Below are 18,034 nucleotides of genomic sequence, written 5' to 3' on the forward strand. Positions count from 1 at the left end.
GCTTGAGACGAGCAATCCGGTCAAAAGGTTCATGTTGCACGCATCATGCTCTAAGGTATTGGAATGAAAAGCGAGACCAGACGCCGCAAAATAGGATTTCTGTTAATCGACGGATACGCATTGATGTCGGTCGCCTCCGCGATCGAACCGCTGCGTGCGGCCAATCTGCTGGGTGAATCGAAACATTTCACCCTGTCTTACTATTCGCAAAATGCCGGCAAGGTGCGTGCTTCGTGCGGCGCATATTTCGAAACGGAACCTCTCGGGATCCTGAGCAACCAGGTCGATCTTCTTTTTGTCGTCGCGGGAAGCAATCTCGGCGACGCCGAAAATGCCGCCTTCTACGCCCAACTGCGGCGACTGGCAGCCCATGGCGTAGAGCTTGGCGGGATTTCGGGGGGCGGATCGCTGCTGGCAAAAGCCGGTCTCATGGACGACCGCAGGCTCACCGTCCACTGGGAGCATTTTGAAGAGCTGAACGCCCTCTCAGATGCCTATTTTCTGGAACGCCGCATCTTCGTGATCGACCGCAACCGCTACACCTGCGCCGGCGGTGTCGCTTCGCTCGACATGATGCTCGCGCTGGTAAAGTCGGAGCTTGGCGCCGAGCTTGCGACAACGGTCAGCGACTGGCTCGTGCACAGCGGCATGCGCAGCGCGGACGAACCGCTGCGCTCGCGCTATCTTGGCAGCAACACCAGTTTGAACAGCTGTGTCACTGCGGCGGTGGAACTCATGGAAAGCCATGTCACGGATCTATTGACACTCGACCAGATCGCGATGCTGGCCGGTGTAAGTTCGCGCAAGCTGCAACGAAACTTCAAATCCGATCTCGGTATCAGCGTCATGCGCTGCTACATGGATATCCGCCTTCACAAGGCTGACGAACTGCTGCGCAAGACCAGAATGGCCGTTGCCCAGGTCGCCTTTTCGACCGGCTTTGTCGACCAGGCACATTTTGCAAGCGTCTACCGGGAGAAATTCGGATTTTCGCCGACAGAACGGCGGAAGAAAACGCGCGTGGCACCATCTGCAGTTCGCGCGCATACACCGAGCGACGTCATGGAACCAAACGGCGTACTGGAACACCATTAAGGGTGCCTGTTTCAGGGTTGCGGGTTCCAGATTTTTGGCGTCCGGGCTTGCCTTTTCCAGCGTTTGACCGTATTCAGCCCGCCCACTCCAGACTATAAACGCGAACCGCCAGCAAGATCAGCATCCTTCGGGTTGCACCTGCCGTGCACCTTTGACCTGATCGATACGACGTGGCCGGATCTTCCGGTCGCTCGCGTGCTGTTTCCTGCGGACTGTGGTTGGCGTGCTGCAAACGAGGTCGGCTGAGATGATTGAGACAATCGGACTTGATTTCGGAACGTCCAACACAGTGGCTGTCACTGCCGCCGGGCAAGGAGGGACGCAGCCGGTCACTTTCAGCGATGATGCGGCGGATTTCACGTCGCTTCCGACGGTTCTGAGCTTTCTCGACCGCGGTGCCGCGCGCGCACTTCATCCGGAAGTCGGGCCCTGGGCGATCCGGCAATTCCTGGAAAGCTTCGGCGATGTCCGATTTATCCAGTCACTGAAGACCTTCGCGGCAAGCCGTGTGTTCAAAGGAACGGGTGTTTATGGCGTGCGCTTCGAATTCGAAGACCTGATGGCCACGTTCCTACGCTGCGCCTTCGAGCGCGCGGGCACAGCGTTCGATCCGGCGAGAACACGGCTTGTCGTTGGACGGCCGGTCGAGTTCGCCGGTCACAATCCGGATGAGACACTTGCCATGGAGCGCTACAGAAGGGCGTTTCGCAAGGTCGGCTTTGAAGACATCTTGTTTGTGATGGAACCGGTTGGCGCTGCGTTTTCCTATGCGCAATCGCTCGAAAGGGATACGACCATTCTTGTCGCGGACCTTGGCGGCGGCACCACGGACTATTCCATCATGCGGTTCGAGACCCGGTCGGGGCACCTTGCGGCAACTCCGCTCGGGCGCGGAGGCATTGGTATTGCCGGGGATACGTTCGACTACCGCATCATCGACAATGTCGTCCTGCCGAAACTCGGCAAGGGATCGTCCTATAAGAGCATGGGCAAGATCCTCGAAATCCCGCCGAACCTTTTTTCCAATTTCGCCCGCTGGCACATGCTTTCAATCTTCAAGACGTCAGACGATTTCAAGGAGATGAAGAAACTGCTGCGCTGGTGCCTTGAGCCGGACAAGATCGAGCTATTCATCGAACTGGTCGAAGAGGATCAGGGATATCCGCTCTACAAGTCTGTTTCCGAAACCAAAGCACGCCTGTCCTCGGAAGACGACGCGGAGTTTTCTTTCTCGCCTCTCGGTTCGGATTTCCGCGCATCGGTCTCCCGCCGCGACTTCGAAGGCTGGATCGCCTCTGACCTTGCCAAAATGGACAAGGCTCTCGATGCCACCCTGCAGAAGGCGGGGCTATCGGAAACCGACATCGATCGTGTGTTCATGACGGGGGGAACGTCCTTCGTGCCCGCTGTACGCCGCCAGTTTGCGAACCGATTCGGCGCGGAGAAAATCTCCGGCGGGAACGAATTGACCTCCGTCGCCAACGGCCTCGCCCTCATCGGTGCGCGCGAAGATGCCGGAGACTGGGCGATCGCGGCTTAAAACGAGCAAATAGATTTCTTACGTCCCGTGTTCCATTCCACCTTCGTATCGCCACCTTCACCCAATAACCGATCGTTCATAACAGCATTGAAATTTTCCCGCGGGGATGTAGCAAGGGCTGCAATCGGATACCATAATGGAGACAACGTGAGGGTAATCCAGTATGGCGCCCCACAACCTATAGGTTTGTCCGACAGCAAGTCGATTCAGGAAAAATAATGCAGCAAATCGAACATCGCCGCGTCGACAGGTTCTGGCTCAAGCTGATTGAACGCCCGCTTGTGTTTCTGATGCTTATTTTGCTCGGGCTTGCCTTGTTGCCCGTCGCGGTCTGGTTGGATCTGAGATCGATCTCGGACACGTCGCTGAAATCCCAGGCGATCGATCTGGACGACGCAATCAGCGAGATCAGGACATATTATGCGCAGAACGTTGTAGGGCGCGTTCTGGGGGCGACCGGGGATATCGTCCCGACACACGAATATCACGAAACATCAGGCGGAATTCCGATCCCCGCCACGCTGTCTATCGAACTCGGGCAGGTCATCGGCGGTGACGGGCGCAATCTGAAATACCGGTTCGTATCCGACTTGCCGTTTGAAGACAGGCCCTCTCACGAACTCAACGACTTTGAAAAGAAAGCGCTCGCCGATTTCCGCGCAAACCGCGATCCCGCGGATCTGGAAATCGGCTATGAAGGGTCGATCTTCAATCGCAGCATACAGATCGCCTCGCCTGTTTTTCTCGCCGAGTCCTGTGTTCCCTGCCACAACTCGCATCCTGAAAGCCCCAAGACCGACTGGGAAGTGGGCGATGTACGCGGCATCCAGGCGATTACCATCAGCCAGCCGATTGCCGCGAACCTTTGGTCCTTCAAGTTTTTGCTGATCTATTTTGCCGGAGCCGGTGCGATTGGCGCAGCCGTTACCGGGCTTCAGTGGCATCAGGCGACCCGGTTCCACCGGATGAACGGCGATTTGGAGCATGCCAATTCCGAAATTGCGCAACTGAACGATCAGCTCACGTCCGAGAACCTTCGGCTCGGCGCTGAGATTGAGGTCGCGCGCCAGATCCAGATGATGGTTTTGCCGACCAAGGACGAGCTCGGCGGCATTCGCGAACTGGAAATTGCCGCCTTCATGGAGCCGGCAGACGAAGTCGGCGGCGACTATTACGACGTGTTGCAACTCGACGGCCGCGTCAAGATCGGTATCGGCGACGTGACGGGGCACGGCCTTGAAAGCGGTGTGCTCATGCTGATGGTGCAATCGGTCGCCGTCGCGCTTCAGGAACGCGGTCCCTCGGACCCGCGGCAATTCCTCGTGTCATTGAACAGCGCGATCTGCCGGAATATCAGGCGTACCAAGACGGACAAGCACCTGACGCTTTCCTTCCTCGACTTCCATCATGACAAGGTGACGCTTTCCGGCCAGCATGAAGAGCTGATCATTTTGCGCGAGGATGGCCGCTGCGACGTCATCGATACGGTGGACCTCGGCTTCCCGATCGGCCTCGATGAGGACATCGCCTCCTATATCGAAACCAAGGACGTGCCCTTCGGCACCGGGGATATGATTGTGCTTTACACAGATGGGGTGACCGAAGCGGAAAGCCCGGAAGGCGAACTCTTCGGCATGGAGCGGCTGCTGGAAAGCGCGCAGAGGCATGCGGCACCGCAGGCGTCCCAGGTCCTCAAGGGCATCATTGGTGACGTCAAGGCGCATATCGGGACCCAGACCGTCTTTGACGACATCACCTTGCTGGTCATCCGGCACACCTGAACACCAATGAAACCGGGCGCTGAAGCGATCAACGCCCGGCTTGGAACTAGCCGAACGCCCTTCGAAGCACAGGCACACGCTTGACGATCAGATAGTCAAGCGCGAGCACGCTGAGCAACGTTACGCCCGCCAGCGGAAAGGCGAGTGACAAGGCAAGCATCAGGATCATGGCGCCGCGCCAATGCGGCAGATCTTCGGGTGTTTTGGGCGCGAAGACCCGCAAAGCCAGTCCCTTGGGCCGCCGCAGCCACCACATGACGGCACCGCTGATGCTCAAGAAGATCACGGACAGGCACACAGCCGTGTTCAGGATCAGGTTCCATAGCCCCATCAGACCCATGTGGAACGGGATACCGACCGCCATTGCCTTGCCGGCTGCCGAGTAATCGGCAAACGAGACATTCGCCAGAACCCTGCCTGTGTACTGATCCACGTGCACGGTCCTGTCAGCGAACGGATCTTCCGCGTCCGAACTCATAGTGTCCTGGTTGATCGTCCAGACACCGGTCTCGCTGCGCGGAAAGGCAACACGGTATCTGGCGCTGAACCCGGTCTTCTCGGCGAGCGCCGCGACGCTGTCGATATCGACGGGGACACCCGGCGCCGTGCCTTCTACACCTTCTGTCGAACCGGATGCCGGCATGGGAGTTTGCTCCAACGCCCAGGGAACATCGGATACCGCGCCGTGGTTCATGGACGCGTGCGTTTCATCCGACAGGGGAACGTTGTCCCACTTTTCTGCGGGAAATGTGCTCCAGGCCTGAACAATCTTGCCGCCCCAGATGCCTGTCCACGACATGCCGGTCACAAGAAAAAGCAGCAGCAGCACTGAGACATAGATCCCCACATTCACGTGCAGCGTTTTCCAGAGCGCCCGGCCTTTCTGACGCAGATCGGGAACAAGTGCGCGAGCGAGAGAGACATCCCGCGGCCACCAGAGATAAATTCCGGTCACGACCAGAACGATGGCAAGACCTGCCGCGATCTCGAGAAGCCGGTCACCCGGAGTACCAAGAAGGAGATCGCTGTGAATGCCGTCGGCGAAATCATACCAGCCCTGGCGGCGGTTCCAGCTGTCCACGATGTCGCCGGTATAAGGATTAACGGCGACCATCATCTGCTCGTCGTCTTTCGCGATCCGGAAGACCGAAACGCTATTGTCCGACCGGCCTTTCAACCATTCGGCAAGCGTACTTCCGGGCAAGGACGCCAATGCCGCCTCGGCTTGCGTGGATACGTTGAGAGCCACGCTGTTCTCCGGAACCGGAACCGTGATTTTCTCGCCGTCCCGGCCATCGAAATAACCGATATACATCATCATCATGCCGGTGACCGCGAGGATCGTCAGGAAGGGTAGTACGAATAGACCGGCATAAAAGTGCCAGCGCCAGGCCGCCAGGTAGAAGCGGCTGGGTGTGGACGCGCCTGCGGCGTCCAGGGAAATGTTGCTCATGGGTGCTCCATTGCGGGACCACTGCCCGATCAGGCGATCGGCAGGGTTCACATCTCAATCGGGGTCTAGAGGTTTATGCTGGGTTCAGACCTGGCGCGGTGGAGCCCGCGCACCCAGAGTGCCGGCAATGGCTGCCTTGACCAGAGCAATGTCGCGGAGCGGGAGGGCCGTCTTGTGTTCATCGGGATGAGGCCCGACCCCATACGCTTGCTGAGAAGCCAGAAAGACGCCAACTCCGGCAAAGACGCAATGGTCGAAGGCAGCCGGTTCATCGTCGTCAGACGGTGCGGGAATTTCGACACCGTTGGCATCAAGCGTGACGGTTCTGAACCCTTCGGGCGTACAGATCGTGACCGTGAAACTGCCGTCGGCCTGAACGGCCGGCATGTACCCCTGCGGAACCAGCGCAGACATGAAAAACGGAAGCATCAGCAGCATCAAAGCTGCCGCTCTCAAGGCCGGAAATTGTTGCCGGAAGTGCTTCACGCTCAGGTATCCATGGTGGCGACGTTTCGATCATTAGGCGAAACAACGGTGAAAGACAAACCCGTTTTGCATCGGTTCCTGTTTCGACCAAATGATGTCGCTTTCGCGCTTGATCCTCCTTCTTCACTCCCCTAGATTGCCGCGACCTGACGGCGTCCTATCAGGGACTGAAAGCGATTCTGGATGCGGTTGACCCAATCAGGGGACCAACGCCGGAGCTGTCACTGCCAATTGCATTCCGGCCAACCCGTGCCGGACCGCTTGGCGTGCTTGCTTTCATCTTCCATTGCCGCCGCCATTCATCAGCCTGCCCGGGCGCCTGTCATTGGGAGAGAAACATGATCCGCCGGCTTTCGCTTACCCTTGTTGTTGCGTGTCTTGCGCCGACAACCGCCTTTGCCCATGGCGGCCATCTGGGCGAACTTGCCGGCCACGCCCATTGGATCGGCGTTGCCGCGCTTGCCGGTGCTGCTCTCGTTGCGGGCGTGGTCGCGCTGAAAGACAGAAAGAAAAAAGACGCCGACGAAGCGCCCGAAGTAGAAAGCCAGGACGACGAGACTGCCGGCGAGGCTGCTCAATGAGTGAGAAACTCGGTCTGATGATCTGCGGCCATGGCAGCCGCAACAAGGGCGCTGTCAAACAATTCGCGCAGCTGGCCGAAGGCCTGACGGCGCGGTTTCCGGACTGGCCGGTCGAATACGGATATCTGGAATTTGCCAATCCGGTCATTCATGACGGCCTGAACAAGCTGCGCGAAAAGGGCTGTACGCGCGTTTTGGCCGTCCCCGGGATGCTGTTTGCTGCCGGTCATGCCAAAAACGACATTCCCTCCGTCCTGAACACATATCAGGCCATGCATCCGGAGATGAAAATCTCCTACGGGCGCGAGCTGGCCGTCGATACACGAATGGTGAAGGCCGCCGCCGCGCGCATTCAAACGGCGATTGACGAGGCTGAGAGCGACGTCCCCCTGCACGAGACGCTGCTTATGGTGGTCGGCCGGGGCGCTTCGGATCCCGATGCCAATTCGAATGTTACCAAAATCACGCGTCTTCTTTGGGAAGGCTTCGGTTTCGGATGGGCCGAGACCTGCTATTCCGGCGTCACCTTTCCGTTGGTTGGCCCAGGCCTGGAGCACGCCGCCAAGCTTGGCTACAAGCGCGTCATCGTCTTCCCTTATTTCCTTTTCACCGGCGTATTGGTGCAGCGGATCTACAACACGACAGACGAGATTGCGGCCAATCACCCGGATATTGAGTTCCTGAAGGCCGGCTACCTCAACGATCATCCCCAGGTGATCGATACGATGGCCGACCGGGTCCAGGAAATTCTTCAGGGTGCCAACCTGATGAACTGCCAGATGTGCAAGTACCGCGAACAGGTGCTCGGGTTCGAAGCCGAGGTTGGGCTCGCGCAGGAAAGCCACCACCACCATGTGGAAGGGCTGGGAGCGGAAGCCGAGTGCCAGCTGTGCGACGAGATCTGCACCGGCGCCTGCGAAAAACAGGTGCAAGCGGCCGGGCATCATCACCACCATGACCACGATCATGGTCACGGGCATTCGCATGGTCACGGGCATTCGCACGAGCATAGCCATGATCATGATCACGGGCATGACCATCATCATCACCCTTATCCGCATGCCGACCATCCGCATGGTCCGAAGTCGTTGAACCGAGACGGATAAGACGCAGGTGACACGGCCTTCCATCCCGGCTTACAGCTATGAAAAGGACCCGGCGGAAATCTACCGGCAGTCCTTTTCCATCGTGCGTGCGGAAGCTGATCTTGCGCACGTGCCGGAAGACTTGCGGCCGGTCGCAATACGCCTCATCCATGCCTGCGGCATGACAGACCTGCCTCGGGATCTGGCCTGGTCCGGCAATGCAAGCGAAGCCGCCCAGGCAGCTTTCATGAACAACGCCCCAGTTCTTTGCGATGTCGAGATGGTTGTTCACGGCATCATTCGTTCGCGCCTGCCGTCGGGATGCGATGTCATCTGTACGCTGAATGATGCCGGTGTCCCGGATCTTTCCAAGCGCCTGAAGACAACGCGATCCGCAGCTGCAGTCGACTTGTGGCACGACCGTCTTCAGGGGGCAATCGTCGCAGTTGGAAACGCTCCCACGACGCTGTTCCGTCTTCTGGAAATCATCGCAAACGGTGGGCCCCGACCCGCACTTGTGCTTGGGTTTCCGGTCGGTTTTGTTGGAGCTTCCGAATCCAAGGACGCTCTGATTTCCAACCCGTTCGATCTGCCGTTTCTTGCCCTCAAGGGACGCAGGGGCGGTTCGGCGATGGCCGCAGCCGCCGTAAACGCACTCGCCGCAGGCCTGCCGGAGGAAGCGTGACATGGCGGATCATAAAGAGGGTAAAAAACTGAGATCGCGCGGTGCCGGCAAACCTTTGCGTTCACGCGGGTTCTTGTCGCATTCCGGCGCTCAATCCACCGGCGCGGATATTGGAGAAGGCTCCAAAGACGAACCCGCACAAAGATCGCGTGGCATGCGGCAAGCATCCGTGCATGCCAACGGAAAGCCGAAGGACCTGTCTCCGAAAGCCACCGTCAAACCGTATCGGCTGGAGGAAGAATGAAATCTCCTTGGCTGACGCTGATCGGTATTGGCGAAGATGGCGGTCTTGCTAAAGGAGGCCGGGATGCACTGGCAGATGCGGACGTGGTTTATGGCGGCCAGCGGCATCTGGCTCTGGCCGGCGAAATCCGGGCTGAAAAGCGGACATGGCCGTCACCCTTTGACACGGTCTTCGCTGAACTGGCGCAGTTGAAAGACCGGAAGGTAGCGGTCATTGCCACCGGCGACCCGATGTGGTTCGGCATGGGATCGTCGCTTGCAAGGCGCTTCGATGACGCCGAGATGACCGTTCTTCCAGCGCTGTCTGCGTTTCAGCTCGCCGCGAGCCGCATGGGTTGGCCTGTGCAGGATTGCGAATGCCTGTCGGTCCATGGCCGCCCAGTCGATCTGTTGCGGTGCGCGCTTTATCCAGGTGCACGGCTTTTGGTCCTGACAAGCGGCGCGCAGACCCCGCGCATGGTGGCGGACCTATTGGCCGATGAAGGGTTCGGGCGAACCAGAATGACCGTCCTTGAGCACCTTGGCGGCGAAAAAGAGCGCGCCGTGAGCGGGACGGCGGAGGACTGGTCTGCCGACGTGGCGGCGTTCCATACGCTGGCACTGGAAGTTGTTGCTGATCCTGCAACCCGCTTTCGCTCGCGCGTGCCGGGCCTTTCGGACGACGCATTCAGGCACGACGGCAAAATGACCAAACAGGACATACGCGCGATAACACTTGCTGAGTTGAAACCCTATCCGGGCGCTCTCCTTTGGGACATCGGTTCCGGGTGCGGGTCTGTTGCCATTGAATGGCTGCGCGCCGCCGACAGGACACGGGCAATCGGGCTGGAACCGGAGGCGGAACGCCGGAAAATGGCAGCAGAAAACGCAGTCGCACTCGGCGTTCCGCACCTGGAATTACGCGATGCGCTTGCGCCGGAGGGTCTAGAGGACTTGCCGGCACCCGATGCGATCTTCATTGGCGGCGGAGTGACGACGCCGGGCGTTGTCGACAAGGCATTGGCAGCGCTTGCCTCCGGTGGTCGGCTTGTCGCCAATGCCGTGACGCTTGAGAGTGAGGCCATCTTGCTCGCCAACTATCAGCATCACGGAGGCAGTTTGAAGAAACTCTCGGTGCATCGCGCCAGTGCAGTCGGCGGGCTCACCGGTTGGCGTCCGCTCATGCCTGTGACCCAGTGGAGCCTGACAAAGTCATGACTGGAAAGCTCTATGGCATCGGTCTCGGCCCCGGCGATCCGGAGCTGATGACCCTGAAAGCGCACCGGCTGATTTCCTCGGCGAAGGTTGTCGCTTACCCGGCTCCTGACACCGGCGAGAGTTTCGCCCGCTCGATCGCATCCGGCGTCATTCCAGCTGAAGCAAGAGAAATTCCGATCATCGTGCCCATGCGGGTCGAGAGATTTCCGGCAAAGGAAATCTACGACAAGGCAGCCGAAGAGATTGCCTCAGTACTGTCCTCCGGCGAAGACGTGGTGACACTGTGCGAGGGCGACCCCTTCTTCTACGGCTCGTTCATGTATCTCTTTGAGCGGCTGTCTGAACGTTTTTCGATCGAGATCGTGCCGGGCGTCACGTCACTCACCGCCTGTGCCGCGCAGCTGCAACGTCCGCTGACGTCCAGAAACGATGTCCTGACCGTCATTCCCGGTCCCATCCCCGATGCTGAAATCGAACACAAAGTCGCAAACGCGCAGGCCGTTGCAATCATGAAAGTCGGCCGGCATCTGGCGCGTCTCAAGGCCTTGCTCGCACGCATGGGTCTTCTGGAGAAAGCCGGTTACGTGGAGCGCGCCAGTCTGGCTGAGCAGAAGGTCCACAGGCTTGTTGACCTTGACGCGGATTCAGCCCCCTATTTTTCAATGATCCTCATCTACAAGGGAGACGAAGCGTGGACGCTTCCCCCATCCTTTTCGTCCTGAACCAGGCCGGCCTCGACACGGCTGAAGATGTCGCCAAACGCTTTTCGACCGCGCGTATCCACGGACTGGCAGGGCGCGTGCCGACGGCGGACACCCAGTTCAACGAGACCGTCGAACATCTGCAACTGCTCTTCAAGGCTGGACACCCGATCGTCGGCTTTTGCGCAAGCGGCATCCTGATCCGCGCACTCGCACCGATCCTTGAAGACAAGCGCACCGAGCCACCGGTCATCGCCGTGTCCGAAGACGGCTCAAGCATTGTACCGCTCCTTGGCGGGCATCGCGGTGCAAATGAGCTTGCCAGAATTCTGGCCAAATCCCTGCGCGGACACGCTGCGATCACCACTGCGGGAGACACAAAACTCGGGCTTGCCCTCGATGTACCGCCCAAGGGCTGGCATCTGGCCAATCCGGAAGATGCAAAGCCCGTCATGGCGGAACTCCTGTCCGGCGCAACGGTCAAGATCGAGGGGCATGCGGAGTGGCTCGCGCAAGCGAATCTCAATCAGTCCGACGATGCCGCCATATCACTCACCGCAACCGAAAAGCCTGTTGAGGGCAGCCCCACCAGGCTGGTCTACCATCCCCAAAAATATGCAGTCGGCGTCGGGTGCGCCCGTTATTGCGAACCGAAAGAGCTGATTGATCTCGTCGAGAGCCAGCTCGCCGAAGGAGGAATTGCCAAGGGCGCCGTCGCCTGTGTCACGACGATCGACCTGAAGGCGGACGAAACAGCCGTTGGCGACCTTGCAGCCCACCTTGGCGTTCCGCTTCGCGTCTTCTCCGCCGTCGAATTGCAGCGTGAGACACCAAGGCTCAAGAACCCCTCCAACGTAGTCTTCAAGGAAGTCGGTTGTCACGGCGTATCGGAAGGCGCGTCGCTGGCCGCGTCCGGGTCGTTCGGATCGCTCGTTGTGGAGAAACAGAAAACCGAGAACGCGACCTGTGCGATTGCGCGCGCGCCGCAACCGATTGAGCCGGACAGTGTTGGCCGAGCCCGCGGCCACCTTTCGGTGATCGGGATCGGCCCGGGCAAGGATGACTGGCGCACGCCCGAGGCAACCAGGCTTCTATCCGAGGCGAGCGATGTAGTCGGTTACTCGCTCTATCTCGATATTGTCGAACAGCATATTACCGGCAAAAAGCATCACAACTTTCCCCTCGGCGCGGAGGAAGACCGCGTGCGGTTTGCGCTTGAAGAAGCCGGCAAAGGCAAGAATGTCGCCCTGATTTCATCCGGCGATGCCGGGATCTACGCCATGGGCGCGCTGGTCTATGAACTGCTTCACCGGAACGAGGAATTCGGCGGTGTGTCGGACTCGGCAAAGCGCGTCAGTGTTACCAACGCGCCGGGCATATCAGCGCTGCAGGCCTGCTCCGCGCGGATCGGAGCACCGCTCGGTCATGACTTTTGCGCGATTTCACTCTCCGACCTGCTGACGCCCTGGGAAGCGATCGAAGCAAGGTTGAAGGCCGCAGCCGAAGGCGATTTTGTCATCGCCTTTTACAATCCCGTTTCAAAGCGGCGCAGGACGCAACTGGCCGCTGCCCGTGACATCCTCCTGGAGCACAGACCGCCAACAACCCCGGTCGTTCTGGGTGTGAACCTCGGACGACCGGAAGAAACCCTGCGGGTAACAACACTCGAAGCGCTGACGGTCGATGAAGTCGACATGCTTACGACCGTCTTAGTGGGCTCTTCAAATACGCGCGCGATCATGAAGGGCGATGGCAGCATTTTCGTCTATACGCCGCGTGGCTATGCCAAACGCATCGATGCACCGAAACAAGCCGATACTGAAGAATTACCGGAACCCGAAGAGGCGGAAGAAAATCAATGACCGTTCATTTCATCGGTGCTGGGCCCGGCGATCCCGACCTGATCACTGTTCGTGGATTGCGGCTGATCCAGTCCTCTCCCGTGTGCCTTTATGCCGGGTCCCTAGTGCCGGAACAGATTGTTGCCGCCGCACCGGAAGGCGCGCGCGTCATCGATACGGCACCCATGACGCTTGATGAAATCATCGCCGAGATCCAGGACGCCCACGACAAGGGTCTGAATGTCGCTCGGGTTCATTCAGGCGACCCTTCGATCTACGGCGCAACGGCTGAACAGATGCGCCGTTTGGAAGCGCTCGGGATCGACTATGACGTCACGCCAGGCGTGCCGGCTTTTGCAGCTGCGGCCGCTGCACTCAAAACCGAGTTGACGATCCCCGAGGTGGCCCAGACGGTTATCGTGACCCGCACGGCCATGCAGTCGTCCGCAATGCCGAACAACGAGGATCTCGACACGCTCGGCAAGAGCGGCGCGACACTCGCCATTCACCTTTCCATCCGGAACCTTCGTGAAATCGAGCGTCAACTCGCCCCTCACTACGGTCCGGATTGCCCGGTCATCGTCGCCTACCGCGTCGGCTGGCCGGACGAGACCTTCCTCCACGGCACGCTTTCGACCATCGCCAAAAAGGTGCGCGCTTCCAAGATCACCCGGACCGCGCTGATCTTCGTCGGTCACGCTCTCAATCCGGGGGAAGACTTCCGTGACAGCGCGCTCTACGACGCGGACCATGTGCATGTCCTGCGGCCCAAGAAGAAATCGAAGGCCTCCTGAACCTCTGCTTGTGTCCGGCGCAGTTCTAAGCCTACGCTTAAACCGGCAGCGGAGCGTTGATCGTCCGCATACCGGTCGAGGGGGACGTCATGGCTGTGATTACGGAAGACAATCGCAAGTGGTGGCTGCTGGTTGCCGTGAGCTGCGTACTCGGGCTGGTGCTTCTCGATGAGACGGTCGTCGGGGTTGCTTTGCCTACCATCGAGGAAGAGCTCGGTCTCAGCGTCAACCAGTCCCATTGGGTGGTGAATTCCTACCTCCTGGTCTTTGCCTGTTTTGTCGCCGTTGGCGGAAAACTGGGCGATCAGTTCGGCATGCTGCCGATGTTCCTGATCGGTCTTCTGGTTTTCGGCCTGTGTTCGGTCATCGGCGGCTTTGCGCCATCCGGACACGTTCTGATCACCGCGCGCTCGGTACAGGGTATTGGCGCCGCGATCATTTTTCCGCTCTTCGTTGCCATGATAACGATGACGTTTCCGAAAGAACAACGCGGATTTGCGCTTGGTGTCGGCGGTGCCATCGGAACGATCTTCCTGTCGCTCGGCCCACTTGCCGGAGGTCTCTTGACCGATCTCCTGTCCTGGCGCTGGATCTTCTGGATCAACCCGCCGATCGTGGTCCTGATCGGCCTGATCGCGTTCCTGACCTGGCGCGATGTCGACCGGCCCAAGGCTCCACCGATTGACTGGACCGGCCTTGCCCTGATCGCGTCGGGCATGTTCTGCACAATTTTTTCCCTGATGCAGTCTGAGGTGTGGGGATGGACGTCCCCGCTTGTTTACGGTCTCTTCGCGGCCGGGATCGGGCTGCTCATGGTCTTCGTCTGGTACGAGTTGCGCGTCGCGGCGCCCCTGATCGAGGTCGATCTTTTCGTCAATCCGGCGTTCCTTGCTTCCAACCTGACGATCTTCATGGCGCAATATTCCAAGATGCCGATCTTCATCTTCGCGGCCATGTACGCCCAGGAAGTGCTTGGGCTGTCACCGCTCGGCGCCGGGCTGCTGGTCATGCTCGCGGCCATCACCCAGCCTTTTGTCGCCCCCTATTGCGGTAAGCTTACGGACAGCCATGAGCCGGGCCTTCTGGCGACAGGCGGCATGGTCGGCCTCGGCATTGCCATGGCACTGATGGCGATCACGGCACCACTCGACACCATATGGCTGTTTGCCATCGGAGTTATCATTACAGGCCTCGCGATGCCGTTTGTCTTCGTGCCCACGCAAACCGCGATCATGGCCTCGCTTCCCGAACACAAACACGGTCAGGGCGGCGGCATTTCCATGACGTCGCAAATGATCGGCGGCACGGTCGGGCTTGCGATTTCCGGTACGCTGTTCGCATTCCACAAGGATTACGCGCTTGTCTTTGCTTCGACGGCTGTTCTTCTGTTTGTCCTTGCGGTCATCTGCTTCATTTTGTTCCGCAAATCGGTTACGCAATCGGCCTGAGATGCGAACCCTATCCAAGTGAGGCAATCATGATCGAGACCGAATACGTGATCCTGAAGGAAGCCTATTCGCTTGGAACCGATGTTCAGGCGATCAAGGATTTCTACACCGAGTGGGCAGACACCTATGACACCGATCTCCTTCTTGCGATCGGTTATGCAGGCGCGGAAATTGCCGCAGAAGCGCTTTGCAAACATGTCTCCGACACGGCACTGATCCTGGATGCCGGATGCGGAACCGGTCTCGTCGGCATCGAGCTGATCAAGCGGAAATTCGACCTCACGATCGACGGCATCGACCTCACGCCGGTCATGCTCGAACACTCCCGGAAAAAAGGCGCTTACAGAAAGCTGAACGAAGCCGACCTCTTCGAGCCCTTGAGGGAACATGAGGACGATATTTATGAAGGCATCGCCTGTGTCGGTGTCTTTTCCAAAGGCCACGTGGGTCCGCATGGGCTGGACGAGCTTGTCCGCATTGCCAAGCCGGGCGCGCCAATTGTTCTGACGGTTCTCGAAACCGCCTTTGAGGACGGTGGCTTCAAGGAAAAAATCGAGCAGCTGGAGGCCGAAGGCATGGCCAAACTGCTCGAGGTCACCTTGAGCCCCTACTATCCCAAGCAGGAAATCTCGTGTCAGCTCGTGGTGCTGGAAGTGGCCTGAAGCAACGGCGCCGCTGCCGCATGCGTCTTCGACGCTGAATTTTGAACCGTACCGACCGCCAAAAGTTCCGTTTACGAGGCTCTACGCCATCCAGCGAACCCGAGGAGTGCCAGACCAGCCATCAGGAGCGGCAGCGCAGCCGGAACGGGCACAACGGCCATAACTTCTTCAAATTCGATCTGTCCCCCTAGCGTCTGGACAGGACCACAACAATTGACTTCAGTACCGAACTTGAATTCCAGGTTCAGCAAACCGTCCGCAATCAGACCTGCCATCACCGCTTGCGCAATTGTTGCAGAACCTGAAAACACCCCTCCATCAGCGCCTTGGTCGTTGGTAAAGTTAAACGCATCATTGGTTGGATCGTTATCAAACACCCGGCCGAGGCTAAAGCCATCAATAGAAACATCAATATGTTCAGTGGCAGCGCTTAAGTCACCACCCACCGAGAATGTAAAAATGGCATCGCCGGTTATGCTTGTCGGTGTCGCAAGATTTAGGAAACTAATGGTCGGGTTATCGATGTTGGAGGACGTTGGCCCGAAGGAAATACTTGCAGCGTTTGCAGACGTTGCAACCATAAGCATTGCCGCTGCCAGTACAGAACGAAACATGATAGCCTCCCAAGTGCCCCCTGAAGAACACTGCCTTTATTCACAATGTAATTTTAACCATAAATTAATACGAAGTACCAGCCAAAACCGCAACTCTCAATTGATCGCGTACTTGGTCTAACACCCTCACAGCTCATGCGGTGCACACTTGAGCATAAAAGCATCTCGCCGATTACTTTATTTCCTTTGTTCCATCCGTACCCGTCCGGCACATTTCAGCTGACCTCAGTTCAAATTCAGAGTTTGCGCATCAGAGGATACTCGAGTGTCCCCGCGGTGATTTCGTGATGGTTGACTTTGAATAGGCCGGTTAGCTTTTTGCACACCGCCAACGGCCATGGAATTCTCACTTTCAAGACTGTCGCCCCAGAATTCGGCAACCGTCGGGCCGTTCTTGATCCTCCTGTCGCGGAACAGAAAGCCGAAGACTTCGTGAAACCAGACACGCTTGCCCATCTGGTAATACCATTTCTGGGCATGCCGCAACTTGGGGTTCGGAAGGGTCAGGAGCCGCAATAGAGCCTTCGGCCGTGACTGGACGATGAATTCGATCACCTTGACCCACAAGAAAACCCGCCATGGCGGCACGTGCCGCGTTGCCAGGACCTGGTGTTTGTAATCCCATTTGCGCTGGTCGAGCTGGATAACCTTCCTGTGGCTGATATCGCGAAAGAGCGGCGTCCAGCGATGGGGCGTCACATAGAGCGATTGGATCTGATCCGGATCATAGGAGAGCAGAAGACGCAGGACGCGCCAGTAGTCGCGGTCCCGTTCTTCCTCGAACCCGACCACCCATGTTGCCATCGACAGCATGCCGTGCTGGCGCATCAGCTGGATTGCCTGCCGGTCGATACTCGTCGAACCGCCTTTCCTGACCTTTTTGAGAATGTCTTCGTCGGTGTGTTCCATGCCCATCAAAAAACGTTCAACACCGGCCTGCCGGTAAAGATGAAGATGGTCGCGGTCGCGCACGATGTCGTCCGCCCGTGTCGATCCGACCAGCGTCACATCTATGTCTTCGGCAATGATTGCTTCCAGAAACCGCTTCCACATCTTCTTTGACGAGGTCGGATTCTCATCGGCGAAATTGAACACCTCCACCCCGTGAACGCGGTGAAGCCAGGCGATTTCGGCGGCGAATTTTTCCGGATTGCGATGCCGCCACTTTGTCCAGAAACCACGTTGGCCGCAATAAGTACAAGGGTGCGGACATCCTCTGGAGAACTGCACCACGACAGCGCGCTTGCGCCCCCAGTAGGAGTAGTTTCTGAAGTCGATCAGCTCCCACGCAATGCGATAGGCGTCCAAGTCCCGGATCACCGGCTGCGGTGAAGTCGAAACCACCTCTCCACGTCGTCTGAAAGCCAGACCGTTTACCCTGTCGAGCGGCGTTCCGACGGTCATTGCGTGGACGAGTTGCCGGCAGGTTTCTTCGCCTTCGCCGCGCACGATGACGTCGAACTGCGGCGCGTCGCGCATAACCTCGCACCAGTGATAGGTCGGAAAAACACCACCATAGACGATCCGGATTTCCGGCTTCGCATTCCTGACCAGTCTTGCAATCTCGGCGGCGGTCGGATGCGCAGAGGTCGAGCCCGAATGACCAATCAGAAGCAGGTCGCAGTCTGACGCGATGACCGACGCTGAAATCTCCTGCGGCGTCATCGGCCCGAATTCTCCGTCCAGTAGTTCCACCCGGTGGCCGTCGTCGATCAGAGGGCCAGCGATGGACAAAAGACCCAAGGGCGGCAGATGGTCATCCGGGATCCGGCTGCCGATTGCCGTGTGCGGCGGGTTCACGATCAGGATATCCATGGGGCTCTCTTTG

General features: G+C 58.6%; 16 protein-coding genes and 2 pseudogenes. 14 read left to right on the forward strand and 4 right to left on the reverse strand.

Going from position 1 to position 18,034, the window contains the following annotated elements; genetic code table 11:
• Positions 1–63 precede the first annotated feature (63 nt).
• From Q0915_RS16225 to Q0915_RS16240, 4 genes and pseudogenes are all read left to right on the forward strand, one after another.
• Complete coding sequence (locus Q0915_RS16225; RefSeq protein WP_299475579.1) at positions 64–1,095, forward strand: GlxA family transcriptional regulator; 1,032 nt, start codon at positions 64–66, stop codon at positions 1,093–1,095.
• A gap of 247 nt (positions 1,096–1,342) precedes the next feature.
• On the forward strand, positions 1,343–2,635 hold the full coding sequence (locus Q0915_RS16230) for an Hsp70 family protein (RefSeq protein WP_299475582.1): 1,293 nt from the start codon (positions 1,343–1,345) through the stop codon (positions 2,633–2,635).
• A 290-nt stretch (positions 2,636–2,925) separates the two neighbouring features.
• A pseudogene (locus tag Q0915_RS16235) lies at positions 2,926–3,468 on the forward strand (DUF3365 domain-containing protein); the annotation flags it as partial.
• A 141-nt stretch (positions 3,469–3,609) separates the two neighbouring features.
• Positions 3,610–4,416, forward strand: a pseudogene (locus tag Q0915_RS16240) (PP2C family protein-serine/threonine phosphatase); the annotation flags it as partial.
• 46 nt (positions 4,417–4,462) lie between these two features.
• Here Q0915_RS16240 and Q0915_RS16245 read toward each other — a convergent pair.
• On the reverse strand, positions 4,463–5,869 hold the full coding sequence (locus Q0915_RS16245) for a PepSY domain-containing protein (protein WP_299475585.1): 1,407 nt from the start codon (positions 5,867–5,869) through the stop codon (positions 4,463–4,465).
• A gap of 84 nt (positions 5,870–5,953) precedes the next feature.
• Entirely contained in the window at positions 5,954–6,307 is a 354-nt protein-coding gene (locus Q0915_RS16250) for a hypothetical protein (protein ID WP_299475588.1), read from the reverse strand.
• 386 nt (positions 6,308–6,693) lie between these two features.
• On the opposite strand from Q0915_RS16250, the gene Q0915_RS16255 reads away from it, so the two are divergent.
• From Q0915_RS16255 to Q0915_RS16300, 10 genes are all read left to right on the forward strand, one after another.
• Positions 6,694–6,936, forward strand: a complete 243-nt coding sequence (locus Q0915_RS16255; RefSeq protein WP_299475591.1) for a DUF6732 family protein — start codon at positions 6,694–6,696, stop codon at positions 6,934–6,936.
• A complete protein-coding gene (locus tag Q0915_RS16260) occupies positions 6,933–8,042 on the forward strand; it encodes a sirohydrochlorin chelatase (protein ID WP_299475594.1) in 1,110 nt (369 codons plus the stop codon). The genes Q0915_RS16255 and Q0915_RS16260 overlap by 4 nt, the downstream gene beginning before the upstream one ends.
• Before the next feature lie 7 nt (positions 8,043–8,049).
• Positions 8,050–8,706 (forward strand): precorrin-8X methylmutase, encoded by a 657-nt coding sequence (locus tag Q0915_RS16265; RefSeq protein WP_299475597.1) that lies wholly within the window; start codon positions 8,050–8,052, stop codon positions 8,704–8,706.
• Between the two features lies 1 nt (position 8,707).
• Positions 8,708–8,950 carry a hypothetical protein gene (locus Q0915_RS16270; protein WP_299475600.1) on the forward strand — a complete coding sequence of 81 codons (243 nt, stop codon included), beginning with the start codon at positions 8,708–8,710 and terminating at the stop codon, positions 8,948–8,950.
• A complete protein-coding gene (gene cbiE / locus Q0915_RS16275; protein ID WP_299475603.1) occupies positions 8,947–10,146 on the forward strand; it encodes a precorrin-6y C5,15-methyltransferase (decarboxylating) subunit CbiE in 1,200 nt (399 codons plus the stop codon). Before Q0915_RS16270 ends, cbiE begins: the two co-directional genes overlap by 4 nt.
• Positions 10,143–10,868 carry a precorrin-2 C(20)-methyltransferase gene (gene cobI / locus Q0915_RS16280; RefSeq protein WP_299475605.1) on the forward strand — a complete coding sequence of 242 codons (726 nt, stop codon included), beginning with the start codon at positions 10,143–10,145 and terminating at the stop codon, positions 10,866–10,868. The genes cbiE and cobI overlap by 4 nt, the downstream gene beginning before the upstream one ends.
• Positions 10,838–12,709, forward strand: coding sequence for a precorrin-3B C(17)-methyltransferase (gene cobJ / locus Q0915_RS16285; RefSeq protein WP_299475608.1), 1,872 nt, complete (start codon positions 10,838–10,840; stop codon positions 12,707–12,709). Before cobI ends, cobJ begins: the two co-directional genes overlap by 31 nt.
• Complete coding sequence (gene cobM / locus Q0915_RS16290; RefSeq protein WP_299475611.1) at positions 12,706–13,482, forward strand: precorrin-4 C(11)-methyltransferase; 777 nt, start codon at positions 12,706–12,708, stop codon at positions 13,480–13,482. The genes cobJ and cobM overlap by 4 nt, the downstream gene beginning before the upstream one ends.
• 89 nt (positions 13,483–13,571) lie before the next feature.
• Complete coding sequence (locus tag Q0915_RS16295; RefSeq protein ID WP_299475613.1) at positions 13,572–14,930, forward strand: MFS transporter; 1,359 nt, start codon at positions 13,572–13,574, stop codon at positions 14,928–14,930.
• A gap of 29 nt (positions 14,931–14,959) precedes the next feature.
• Entirely contained in the window at positions 14,960–15,592 is a 633-nt protein-coding gene (locus tag Q0915_RS16300) for a class I SAM-dependent methyltransferase (protein ID WP_299475616.1), read from the forward strand.
• Positions 15,593–15,663: 71 nt separating this feature from the next.
• Here Q0915_RS16300 and Q0915_RS16305 read toward each other — a convergent pair whose 3' ends face one another.
• Positions 15,664–16,206 carry a PEP-CTERM sorting domain-containing protein gene (locus tag Q0915_RS16305; protein WP_299475618.1) on the reverse strand — a complete coding sequence of 181 codons (543 nt, stop codon included), beginning with the start codon at positions 16,204–16,206 and terminating at the stop codon, positions 15,664–15,666.
• A gap of 225 nt (positions 16,207–16,431) precedes the next feature.
• Positions 16,432–18,021 carry a magnesium-protoporphyrin IX monomethyl ester anaerobic oxidative cyclase gene (gene bchE / locus Q0915_RS16310; protein ID WP_299475621.1) on the reverse strand — a complete coding sequence of 530 codons (1,590 nt, stop codon included), beginning with the start codon at positions 18,019–18,021 and terminating at the stop codon, positions 16,432–16,434.
• Between the last annotated feature and the right edge of the window lie 13 nt (positions 18,022–18,034).

The sequence above is a fragment of the uncultured Roseibium sp. genome, from assembly GCF_947494555.1.
Classification (GTDB): domain Bacteria; phylum Pseudomonadota; class Alphaproteobacteria; order Rhizobiales; family Stappiaceae; genus Roseibium.